This is a genomic window from Xanthomonas sp. NCPPB 3959, from assembly GCF_056675575.1.
Map to the genome: position 1 here is coordinate 93,076 of NZ_JBWWVR010000017.1, position 12,368 is coordinate 105,443.

The 12,368-nt window shown below is 59.4% G+C and carries 7 protein-coding genes; 4 read left to right on the plus strand and 3 right to left on the minus strand.

Translation table 11 applies throughout. From position 1 onward, the window contains the following. Positions 1-137: 137 nt before the first annotated feature. Positions 138-1,136 (minus strand): polyprenyl synthetase family protein, encoded by a 999-nt coding sequence (locus tag AC1KVG_RS18180; RefSeq protein WP_481095300.1) that lies wholly within the window; start codon positions 1,134-1,136, stop codon positions 138-140. A gap of 273 nt (positions 1,137-1,409) precedes the next feature. Between AC1KVG_RS18180 and ssb the strand changes: the two genes are divergently transcribed. Continuing rightward, positions 1,410-1,934 carry a single-stranded DNA-binding protein gene (ssb, locus tag AC1KVG_RS18185; protein ID WP_168958897.1) on the plus strand — a complete coding sequence of 175 codons (525 nt, stop codon included), beginning with the start codon at positions 1,410-1,412 and terminating at the stop codon, positions 1,932-1,934. A 266-nt stretch (positions 1,935-2,200) separates the two neighbouring features. Here the strand turns inward: ssb and AC1KVG_RS18190 are convergent, their stop codons facing one another. Together AC1KVG_RS18190 and AC1KVG_RS18195 are read right to left on the minus strand one after the other, a co-directional pair. Beyond that, entirely contained in the window at positions 2,201-2,410 is a 210-nt protein-coding gene (locus AC1KVG_RS18190; RefSeq protein ID WP_481095301.1) for an integrase core domain-containing protein, read from the minus strand. A 348-nt stretch (positions 2,411-2,758) separates the two neighbouring features. Then, positions 2,759-2,899, minus strand: coding sequence for a hypothetical protein (locus AC1KVG_RS18195; RefSeq protein WP_481095302.1), 141 nt, complete (start codon positions 2,897-2,899; stop codon positions 2,759-2,761). Between the two features lie 807 nt (positions 2,900-3,706). On the opposite strand from AC1KVG_RS18195, the gene AC1KVG_RS18200 reads away from it, so the two are divergent. The 3 genes from AC1KVG_RS18200 to AC1KVG_RS18210 form a co-directional block, all read left to right on the plus strand. Next, a complete protein-coding gene (locus tag AC1KVG_RS18200) occupies positions 3,707-6,166 on the plus strand; it encodes a penicillin acylase family protein (protein WP_481095303.1) in 2,460 nt (819 codons plus the stop codon). Next, entirely contained in the window at positions 6,163-7,866 is a 1,704-nt protein-coding gene (locus AC1KVG_RS18205) for a cyclic peptide export ABC transporter (RefSeq protein ID WP_481095304.1), read from the plus strand. Before AC1KVG_RS18200 ends, AC1KVG_RS18205 begins: the two co-directional genes overlap by 4 nt. Positions 7,867-7,884: 18 nt before the next feature. After that, the coding region (locus AC1KVG_RS18210) for an amino acid adenylation domain-containing protein (protein WP_481095305.1) at positions 7,885-12,368 on the plus strand (4,484 nt) is incomplete at its 3' end.

The window sequence follows — 12,368 nt, forward strand, 5'->3', positions numbered from 1 at the left end:
TCCATCCGCTTCACTCTGGCGAGTGCGTTGGCGCCGTGTGCCTGTAGGGCCTGCGCGCAGCCAACTACGCATTCCCTGCGCTAGAAGATTTCTTCAACGAAGGCGTTGGCGACCGGTGCGGCGCCAACGCCGCTCGATCAATGCGTGCGTTCCACGGCGTAACGCGCCAGGCCGCGGAGTGCGGCAACCGCAGAGCTGGCTGGCAAGCCGTCCAATGCCTGTTCGGCAGCGGCGGCATATTCGGCGGCACGTTGACGGCTGTAGTCCAAACCACCGGTGGCATGAATCGCCGCCAGCACTTCGGGCATTGCGCCGGCATCGCCTTGTTCGACGATCTGGCGCAGGCGCTCCCTGGTGGTCGCATCCGAGTGCGCCATGGCGTGGATCAGCGGCAAGGTGGCCTTGCCCTCGGCCAGATCGTCGCCCAGGTTCTTGCCCAGGTCGCTGGCGTCGGCGGCATAGTCGAGCACGTCGTCGGCGATCTGGAAGGCAAAACCCAACTGCATGCCGTAGTCGTACAGGCGTTGCTGCACGCCGGCATTCGCGCCCGAGGCCAGTGCGCCCAGGCGCGTGCCGGCCGCGAACAACACCGCGGTCTTGCGCTCGATCACGCGCAGATAGGCAGCTTCGTCGGTGTCAGGGTTGTGCACGTGCAACAGCTGCAACACCTCGCCCTCGGCGATGCGGTTGGTGGTGTCGGCCAGGATCTGCATGACTTCCATGCGGTCCAGCTCGACCATCAGCTGGAAGCTGCGCGAATACAGAAAATCCCCCACCAATACGCTGGGCGCATTGCCCCACAGCGCGTTGGCGGTGCTGCGGCCACGGCGCAGATCCGATTCGTCCACCACATCGTCGTGCAGCAGCGTGGAGGTGTGGATGAACTCGACGATCGCCGCCAGCTGATGGTGTTGCGGGCCGGAGCCGCCGGCGGCGTGGCCGGCCAGCATCACCAGCATCGGACGCAGGCGTTTGCCGCCGGCGGAGATGATGTGATCGGCAATCTGGTTGATCAGCACGACGTCCGACGCCAGACGACGGCGGATCAACGCATCCACCGCAGCCATGTCGGGCGCGGCGAGGGACTGGATCTGGGGCAGGCCCAGAACGGTGGGGAGGTCTTCGGCGATGGTCATGCGCAGGCGTTCGTGATGTACGTGGATTATAGGTGCCTGGGCCAGATCCGTCCCGCCGGCGCTGTCGCCGGCCTTCACATCGGTCGCAAACCCTTGTGGCGCTTGATGCCGGCATGGCTCGGAGATGCCGGATCCCGACCTGTCCGCGCGGTATTCCCCGGCCCACAGGTGCGCCAACGCGCCGGTGTCGGGCGCGGGGAGTGCGGTAACATTGGCGCCAAGACATTCACCGCCGCGCCCCACTGGCGCCGGCGCACCATCTCGGAAATATCTATGGCCCGCGGCATCAACAAAGTCATCCTCGTCGGCAACCTCGGCAACGATCCCGACACCAAGTACACCCAGGCCGGCATGGCGATCACCCGCGTGAGCCTGGCCACGACCAGCATGCGCAAGGACCGCGAAGGCAACAACCAGGAGCGCACCGAGTGGCACCGCGTGGTGTTCTTCGGAAAGCTGGGCGAAATCGCCGGTGAGTACCTGCGCAAGGGCTCGCAGGTGTACGTCGAAGGCGAGTTGCGCTACGACAAGTACACCGGCCAGGACGGCGTGGAAAAGTACAGCACCGACATCGTCGCCAACGAGATGCAGATGCTCGGCGGCCGTGGTGAAGGCGGCGGTGGCGGCGGCATGGGTGGCGATCGCCCGCAGCGCGCGCAGGCGCCGCGCCAGCAGCAAGGTGGCGGCGGTGGCGGTCAGGGCGGCGGTCAGGATTACGCCCCGCGCCGTCAGCAGCCGGCCCAGCAGCAGTCCGCGCCGCCGATGGACGACTTTGCGGATGACGATATCCCGTTCTGAGGAATACAACGCTCTTGGGCGCATTATGGGACTCGAGCGTGTCAGCTAACATGTAGGGTGACACCCCGTAAACATTGGCCAAACGATGTTCCGAAGGAGAAAAGATTTTCGTCTTTGGCTATCTGACGCTGGCAATAAGCAGATGCCGCAGCGCTGGCGTGAATTCTGCGCGATCGCCTGCCAGCAAACAGGCATGTTGTAAACTCGAGGTTTCCAGCTTCTGCGGTGTCTAGGAGTTCGCTTGAGATCCGTAATTTCGGGCGAACTTAAGCAGGGGTGTCACATACCAGTACACGATGGGGGCGCTTCTCGTTATAGAGGCGCCGCAAATTTTTGAGCTTGCTCCGTGTCTCGTTCATCGACAAGAACCATTTCTCCTGAGACGCTTCCTGCCGCAGGCGTCCGTTGAAGCTTGCTGCTAAAGCGTTATCGTCAGCGTAAGGCGCCGGTAGAAATTCAGTGCCCCCTGTTCTCATATGCTCAGCGATTAAATACGTTGTCGGCAACTTACCTTTGGCGCGCAGGCGATTTGCTTGACGTGCTTACCGCGGGAGCACAGGCGCTGTTTGAGTGCGCGTACCATTGGTTTGTAACGCATGCCCACCGATACCTGCATGTACAGTCGGCGCACAGCTGCGCTCAGGCTGCGCGAGAGATGCATGCCTTGCCCTGATGCTTGCCCGAGTCCTGCAGTCGTGGGTTGAGGTCGGCAAAGGAAGTTACCGCGCCTGCATCGGCAAAGCCCTCCACTTAGCATAGCTCGGCAAACAATAAGACGTCGCTGGTAATACCATGCCGTTGATGCTGATCAAAAACCTGCGCTGCTAAAGCAAATCCGGGTCCTGTTCGACGTGATCGTCGATGGCCTGTTCAATCTCGGCAACCCGAGTTTGCAGATGCGCCACGAGATTCTGGATGGAGTGCTGCACATCTGCCGGTGCAACTTCCTGGCGGTTGCGTTCCATCTGCAGAATCAGGGATGTATAGCATCCGGACATCAAATGCTTGAGCTTACGATTTTCCTCTTGCCACAGCTGGAATGTGCTTGAGCTCAGACGTCCCAAGTCAACCAAACTTCTTGCGCCACGCTAGCCTCCGCTATGCCATGTCCAGCGGGATTCGCCAACCACAATTCCCAGTTCGGCTTGCGTTAGCGCATCAGCAATTTGCCTCTTGGTAGAGCTTGGTGGCTTCTTCATCGCTTGACGCTTTTAGTGACGATGAGAGGGGCGGGCATGCCGGCGACGTCTCTCGCTATGACAAAATCTTCAGTGGATAGCGTATGTTCAACGGTCTGTCGTACCGTGGATCTAGATGGCAAGCTTGAGAGCGGTTGATGGAGGTAGTTCTATCTTCTACCTGACTAAGTCACATGAACACATTTCATGTATGCACTCTCTGTGTCACGCAACATCGCTAGAATTTTCTATTCATGAGTAATTGTGATGCCTGTCTCAATACCAGAGTGCGCTATTCGCTGCCGTGTTGAGTTACCATCCAGGGGAAGACGGAAACTTGGAGCCGCGCCTGCGCATGCGTACTGCGATGTCCGTTGGTAAAAAGAAGGTATGGAGAACCCAGAACGATGTTGCGCGTTTTGTGAATATCATAAATTGTTCAGGGCGACCCGTCTGGAGTTTTCCGCATTTAAGTGAGGGTAACCACGTCGTTTAGTTCCACCTGGGTGATTGCATCTAAACGCGCTAGCGATATTGATCGCTGCGGCTCGGCTAGGGAAAGAGATTCAGCTAGGGAAAGGCTGGGGAACCGATGTGAGGCAATACCCACTACTACTGCGATTCACCCTGTTTATAGCCATTCCGTTGCTGATATTGGCAGTTTTGGGTGCTTTGATTGTTAGGTCCAGCCTGCCTCAGCAGAGCGGAACTCTCACCCTGCCTGGATTGCGAGCGCCGGTAGACATACACCGCGACGAATCAGGTGTCACCAGTATTTCTGCTGACAACGACCGCGACGCTTTTTTCGCTCTTGGCTATGCACATGCGCAAGATCGGATGTGGCAGCTCGAACTGCAACGGCGCATTGCCAGCGGTCGCTTGAGCGAAGTCTTCGGAAAGGACAGTATCGATCAAGATATCTGGTTCCGAACGTTGGGGTTGCGACGCTCGGCTCATGATGCGTGGAAAGCATTGAGTCCCCAGGCGCAGGATTCGTTACAGGCCTATGCAGACGGCATCAACGCTTGGCTGGCAGGAAATCCCAGCCTACCTTTGGAATTCTTAACGCTGGGAATCGAACCCGAACCATGGTCGGTGTACGACTCGCTGGCGTGGATCAAAGTGTTCGCGCTCAATCTTGGCGGCAATTATCGTCAGGAGGTTGAGCACATGCTGGCTCGGCAAATGCTCGATCAGCATAAGTTCGCCACGCTATACCCGAACCTTCAAGCGGAGCCGTCGGTACAGTCCCCGCTTGCGATTGCGTCGGTTGAAGCATCGCTGCAACGCATGGCAGGCTTCCAAGAACGTCTGGAGCGCGATTTCGGTCTCGGTGGGCGCTATGTAGGTAGCAATGCCTGGGCCGTGTCAGGGCGTCTGACCGGTAACGCTGGAGCAATGCTGGCGAACGATCCTCACCTGGGGTTACAGATGCCCTCGCTCTGGTACATGGCGGCAATCAAGGGCGACCGCATCGACGCACGCGGTGCGACCATCGTGGGGTTGCCAATGGTGATCTTTGGCCGAAATCAGCATATCGCCTGGGGTGGCACCAATTCCATGGCGGATGTGCAGGACCTGTACTTCGAGCAAGCAGACCCCAGCGATACGAATCGCTATCGTACCGAAAAAGGTTGGGAAAACTTCAGCAGCACGACCGAGCTGATCGCAATACGGCAGGATTTTCCTGCAATCCTCAGTCCCAAGCTGCGGCCGCTGCGTATCCAGGTCCGCAGCACGCGTCACGGCCCGGTGGTGAGCGACCTGTTCAAGGTGTTCGACTATCCAGTGTCGATGCGGTGGACTGCCCTCGACGCTGACGATACCTCCTACGAAGCATTTTATCGGCTCAACTACGCGGAGGATTGGGACGGCTTCCGCCAAGCGCTCGCGCCGCTGGTTGCGCCTGCATTAAACCTGCTCTACGCCGACGGTTCAGGCAACATCGGCCTCCTTACAGCAGGGCGCATCCCGATCCGCCCTGCGGGTGGGGGTGAGGTACCCGTCCCCGGCTGGGGTGGGCACCATGCATGGAGCGGATTCATCGATCCAGATGCAATGCCGCGTCGCTATAACCCGGCCAGCGGCGTACTAGTGTCGGCGAACGAAAAATTCTTCGGATCTGATTATCCGTATCCGTTCAACGGCGAATGGGCTCCACCAGATCGTTCACTTCGGATCGAACGCCTGCTGCTCGCCCTGAAAGACAAGCACGAACCACTGACGCCGCAGGCCATGGGTCGTATTCAGAAAGACACAGTAAGTGAGCCGGCGCGTCGGCTACTAGCCCGCATGCTGCGCCTGCAGCCCTCAAACGATCAGCAGCGCAGGGCGTTCTCGCTTCTGCGCGCCTGGAACGGAGACATGTCGCGTAGTAGCCAGGCGGCCAGCATCTTCAATGCCTGGGTACATACCCTCCGTCGCGAGTTAATGGCCGACGAGCTGCGCGGAAACTGGAATCAGGAAGTGCAGAATCGTTATGTCAAGAGCGTTGCTGGCGACGTCAACCTCGATACTTTGGGGGCAATGCTAGTGGATGGACCCGACAGCTGGTGTCAGAGCCTGGAGACGCCGGAACCCGATACTTGCGACGATGTACTCGACAGCTCGCTCAACGATGCCCTGTGGGAGCTTCTGAAGATGACCGGCGATTCTTCCATGGACAATTGGAAGTGGGGAGAGTTGCACGCTATGGTTTACAAGCACACTCCCTTCAGCAATATCAACGTGCTGCGCAGCGTGTTCGAGCGCAGAATAGCTAATGGTGGTTCGCCGGATACCATCAACGTGGCGTCTTACCGCTATGATCGTTCCGGGCAGTTTACTCAGGATTTTGGTGCCGGTTTTCGTCAGGTTATGGCGCTGGGTGACAAGGATGAGATGCACTTTTACATGAACTCGACCGGCCAATCGGGAAACATCGCAAGTACCCATTACGACGACATGGTCGAGCCTTTCCGAGATGGGGTGTTGCGTGCCTGGCCGCACTCCCATGCGGGTGAGGTACTCCATCTGACGCCGGCGCTATCCGGTAACTCGGAGGCCGCACGATGAAGTTGCTGGGCACCTTCGCCAAGCGTGCACCGAATCGTGTCTTTCTCTCCATCCTGCTGGGAGCCTTGGCTGGGGTTTGCTACGCGCTGATCATCCCGCTGGTGCTTAATGCCATCGATCCGAGTAAGGATCAGTTCGCCAAAGTCGATCCGGACATCGCGGTGTTCCTCATATGGCAGGTGTCCAATTACCGTTATGCCGTTCTGTTTACTCTGGTTTGCGTGCTCATATTGATCGCACGCACAGCTTCCCAGGTCATTCTCACGCGCATTTCGATGGATGTGACCACTGATTTGCGTACCCGGATGTACCGCCGGATTTCCAGCGCACCGATCGCCGAACTTGAACGCGTCGGCATGCCGCGATTGATCGCATCGATCACCGCCGATGTTCCGGTGATCATCGCCGGGGCTCGCTTGCTGCCCGAGTTGCTGACCAATGGCGTCACCTTGGTCGGTATGCTCGGTTTTTTGTTGTACTTGAATTCGGGCGTATTCTGGTTTGTCCTGGGCTGCATCGGTTTCGGCATCGTGACGTATCAGTTGCCGATGATGATCGGGCGCCGCTATCTGGTTCGCGCGCGGCGCAATCTCGACGACCTGCATGAGTCAATTCGTGGCCTGGTCCACGGCGCCAAGGAACTGAAGCTCAATCGCGACAAGCGCGTGGATTACTTCGAACGGGTCCTGGCATACAACGAGACGCGTGTTAGAGAAACGGCAAAAACCGGCCACTCGATCATGGGCGTGGCGGTGAACTACGGCGGACTGATTGTTTTCTTCGTGATCGGTGCAGTCAGCTTCGTGTTCGTCAACCATCACGCGATTGATAGCCAGGAACTAAGCGGGGTGATTATGGCACTGCTCTATGTTACCGGCCCCGTGGGTGCACTCCTCAATTTCGTTCCGCAGTTCGCTACGGCACAGATCGCTTTGAAGCGCTTCAATGCGTTATTCGACCGCATTCCCGAGGAGTCTATTGACCATGCCGCCCCTAAGCGCAGTGGCTGGTCGAGCCTGCGATTGGAAAGCGCAACCTACCATTACCCAGATCGTGGCGAAGACAGGGGTTTCACGGTTGGTCCTTTGGATCTGGAAATCCGCCGCGGTGAGATTACCTTCATTGTGGGCGGTAACGGATCGGGAAAATCTACGCTGAGCAAGCTCATCACGTTGCATTACCTGCCCGATAGCGGTAGCGTGTACTTCGACACCGAGCGCGTAGACCGGGACAACATTTCTGGTTTTCGCTGCGGTATTTCCGCAATCTATTCCGACTACTTTCTGTTCGACCGTCCTTTGGGGGTTGATCTGGAGCAGGCGCGTCCGGAGATAGATGACTATCTGCGCGAATTTTCACTTGATCACAAGGTGCGTTTCGAGAATGGACGCTTCTCCACGCTAGCGTTGTCGGATGGGCAGAAGCGTCGCCTCGCACTAGTAGTGGCGATGATCGAGAACGCCGAAATGTATCTATTCGACGAATGGGCCGCTGATCAAGACCCTGCGTTCAAGAACGTTTTCTATAACCGCATCCTGCCAGAACTGAAGGCACGCGGCAAAGCGGTGGTTGCGATTTCGCACGACGACCGCTATTTCCACCTAGCCGATCAACTGATCGTGATGCGCGAGGGCCTCGTCATTCCCGACGAGGCTCTCGCGCGCACTTGGGCGTACGAATCGTTGCTGGCCGAGCGATAAGGGAGACAGGATCGTCTTATGAGAAGAGCCGAAATCGCTGCATTTCCACTGACCCTTGCGCAGTCGGATATCTATCTCGACCAGCAGCGTTTTCCTGCCGATCCGGTCTATAACATCGGTGGCTATATCAGCCTGCAAGAAATCGACCTGGCGCGGCTGCGCGAGGCGCATCGACTACTTGTTCGCGACAACGACGCCTTCGGTCTACGCATGCGAGCCGGTCGCGAAGGAGTACTGCAGTACGTATCAGCACAGCGAAATGCTGAATTGCCCGAGATCGACTTCTCTGCATTCGTCGATCCCGAGAGTCAAGCGAAGGAATGGATGCAAGAGCGCTTTCAGCGCGTGTTCGACCTGCACGATAGCGAGCTATACCTGGCTTGCGTGCTGCGGATCTCTGCGCGGCAGCACTGGTATTGTGTGATTGCGCATCACTTGATCATTGATGGGTGGGGTTTTGCCAATCTTGCGCGCTGCCTGGCAGGGCATTATCGCCGCGAAGTCCAGGCGTTGTCGCTGACATGGCGTGATATGGCAGAAGAGGACCAGGTCTATCTGGCGAACGGACGCTATGCCGCGGACCAGGATTACTGGCAGGCGCGCATAGGTGCAGTGCCGGTTCCGTTGCTGCAGCCATATCATAGGCGGCGTTTTGAACCCGGACGAGCGACGCCTAGCGGCCGTGAAACAATCGTCGTACAGGTCGCAGACTATGCTCGCTTGGCAGATCTGGCTGCGCACTATCGCGTGGGACTGCCGCAACTATTGCTCGGCGCGTTCGCGGTGTGCGTTGCACGCCTAGCTGACAGCGAGGAGGCGGTGATCGGCCTACCGGTGCACAATCGGCGTGGGCATGCGCAGAAGCAGGCCATTGGCGTATTCACGGGAATGATTCCCCTAGCGTTCAACCTGCCGGGTGAAAGCAGCTTCGCTGCACTGCTGCAGGTGATCACAGAACGACAGCGTAGTGATTATCGTCGCCAGCGCTATCCAATCGGGCACCTCGGCCGCGATCTTGGCGTTGCCGGTAGCGGGCGTCATTTGTTCGACGCTAGTTTTAACTATCTGAAGCTCGACAGCCGCTTTCAGGTGGGCGAACGAAGCGCCGAGATCTATTACCTTAGTCACGGCTATAGCCAAACCCCGTTGACGCTTACAGTGTGGGAATACGGGCATTTGCAGCCGATCGAATTCCATTTTGACCACAACTTGGCATACCTTGATGCGGTTGAGGCTCGCATGTTCGCTGCACGTTTCCAGACAGTGCTGCAGCAACTGATCGAAACGCCAGGGATTACTCTGGACGACGTTGCCGCGATGCCCGAAGACGAGGCGGCGAGTTGCGTGCGCCTGGCGCTCGGGCCGTGTGCGAGGACTCCGGCTTTAGCTTACGCCCACCAACTGTTTCGTGCTCAGGCATTGCGTCGACCCGAGGCGATCGCGGTGGTCGACGACCATCGTCGCGTGTCTTACGGCGAGCTTGAGGGGCGTGCCAATCGTTTGGCCCGGACGCTGCGCGAATATGGTGTGGGTCCAGACGATCGAGTTGCGTTGTGCGGTGAGCGTGACTGGAGCTTGATACTGGGTGTACTAGGCATTCTTAAGGCCGGCGGTGCCTATCTGCCAATCGATCCGTCCCAGCCAGATACACGTATTGCTGCGATACTGGCGGATGCCAATCCCGTGCTTTGCCTGACCAATACGGTGCTCTCCGGGCGCATCGCCAACTTGGGCAGCACGCCGGTGCTGGCGTTGGAGGCGTTCATCGACGAGCGTGTGCAGGATGCGGGCGAAGGGTTGGATCCTGAAGCGATCGGCTTGCGTCCCGGGCATCTGGCCTACGTGATCTATACATCTGGTTCGAGTGGAACACCCAAGGGCGTAATGCTAGAGCACGCCGGCTTGGCGCATCTAACACAGTCCCTTCAAGACACCTACGAACTCGGCGTGGACGATCGAGTGCTGCAGTTCTCCTCGATCGCCTTCGATGCTGCGACCTGGGACTGGGGCCGTGCATTCGCTGCAGGGGCAACCCTGTACATTTGTCCGGAGCACACGCGCAGTTCCGGTGAAGGCTTAGGGCGCTATCTTCTCCAACAAGGCATCACCCATGCCTTGATTCCTCCGGCGGTCCTCGCTCATCTCGACATCCGGCCAGAGTACGCGTTGCGTTCGCTGATCATCGGCGGCGACGTGTGCGAAGCACGACTTGCAGACGCGTGGTCGCGCAAGTGCCGGCTGTTCAACGCCTACGGTCCGACAGAGGCGACCGTGGTCGTCTGCCAAACGGAGTTGACCCCGGAAGCGCCGGTGACGATCGGTTCGGCGCTACCGGGCTACGTATTGCACGTGGTTGATCGTGCCGGTCGTCTTGCGGCGATGGGCGCGCAGGGCGAACTGTGGATTGCCGGACCAGGCTTGGCGCGTGGCTACCTCGGGCGCCCGGACCTGACCGCGGCAAGCTTTGTCGAAGGCTGCGGCGCATTAGCCGGGCAGCGCTGGTATCGCAGCGGTGACCGTGTCCGGCGCAATAGCGACGGTGCGCTTGAGTTTCTTGGTCGCGTCGACGCACAGGTCAAGATCCGTGGTTTGCGTATTGAACCGGGCGAGATCGAGGCCGCCTTGCATCAATGTGCGGAGCTGTTATCGGCCTTCGTAGGCACGGTGGGCGAGGGCGCAGATAAGCGTCTGGTGGCCTGGGTCGTCCCCGTCGCCGATAACGGTCTGGACCATGCTGCGTTGTTCGCGACACTACGGGAGTTCCTGCGGCGCGATCTGCCCGAGTACATGATTCCGGCTGCATGGGTGCGGTTGGCCCGGATGCCGCTGAACACCAGTGGCAAGGTCGATCGGAATGCACTGCCGATGCCCGTCGCGACCGATGCCGAGCCGGAGAGTGCGCCCGTCACTGAAGTGCAACGACGCATCGCCGGATTGTGGGGCGAGATCCTGGGAATTGCCCACGTGGACATCGACAGTGATTTCTTCGCGCTAGGTGGACATTCGTTGCTGGCCTCGCGTCTGGCGGTTGCGTTCACGGAGGAGTTCGGGCGTAGCTGGACACTGCGCGACGTATTCGAACATCGCACCATCCACGATCAGGCAATTTACCTGGAGCGGACTGCGGTGGCATCCGAGCCCATCATGCCAGCGCCCGCCGGCATGTCGCCACCATTGTCGTTCCAGCAGCGGCGATTGTGGCTGACCGACCGCATCGAAGGTGCCGGCGCGCACTACAACATTCCGGCAGCCCTGCGCTTGCTGGGTGAGTTGAATCGCAGCGCCCTGGCCGTAGCTTTAGAGACCGTGGTTCAGCGCCATGCTGTGCTGCGCACGATCTACGCCGAACGCGATGGCGAACCTGTTCAAGTGACGCTGGCGCGGACGGTCGTGCCGCGCATCGTCGATGCTTCCTCCATTCCGGAACATGCGCGCAACGAGGCGTCGCTTGCATATTGGCGAACCGAGGCTTCGACGCCGTTCGACCTTGCCGCCGAACTGCCACTGCGCGTGGTCCTGGTGGTGTTCGCGCCACATGACCACACCTTGCTGCTGACCATCCATCACATCGCTGCAGATGGCCGGTCGATCGAGATCTTGGCGCGCGAGTTTGGTGCCGCCTATGCCGCGGCAGCGCGAGGTGATGATCCCGGCATGGCCTTGCGAGCGCCGACTGTGCAGTACGCCGACTATGCCGTCTGGCAGCGGAGAACGATTACCGACGAAGTGCTGGCACCGTCGCTGGATTTCTGGCGCAGTGCCTTGAATGGTGCGCCAGCATTGCATGCGCTTCCGTTGGATCGGCTGCGTGCGCCGCAGGCTGAGGCATTCGGTCGTCATTTCCTCACCCGCATCGCGCAGCCGTCCGCCGCAGCGCTGCACGCATTGGCACAGGGTCAAGGCGCGACCTTCTTCATGGCACTGCGCGCCATGCTGGGTGCGTTGTTGTGGCGATGGAGCGGAGAGACCGATCTGCTCATCGGCGTGCCCGTTGCCGGCCGCGACCGGCCAGAGACCGAGCCTCTGATCGGCTTTTTCGTCAATACGCTGGCGCTGCGCAGCGATGTATCTGGCGATCCGACTTTCATGCAGCTGCTGGCGAGAAGCAAGACGGAAGTGCTGTCCGCCTTCTCACACCAAGCGCTGCCGTTCGACCGCCTGGTTCACGAGGTGGCGCCGGCACGGGTTCCGGGCGCTTCGCCGCTCTACCAGATCATGTTGTCTTTCGGCACCGAGTCGATTCCGGCGTTCGACCTCCCCGGCGTACAGGTGCTGCGGTACGAGGCAGATGCGCAGCTCATTCCGTTGAACGTCGATCTCGACATCTCTGTCGAGCGCGACGGAGATAGCTATACGGTCCGTTGGCACTATCGCGCCGAGTTGTTCGATGCGGTCAGCATGGAACGTCTAGCCAGTGCCTTCCATCGGCTGTTGGACGCGGTCGTGGCACATCCGCAACAACGTATCAGCGCATTGCCGTTGCTCGGCGCCGACGATTCGGC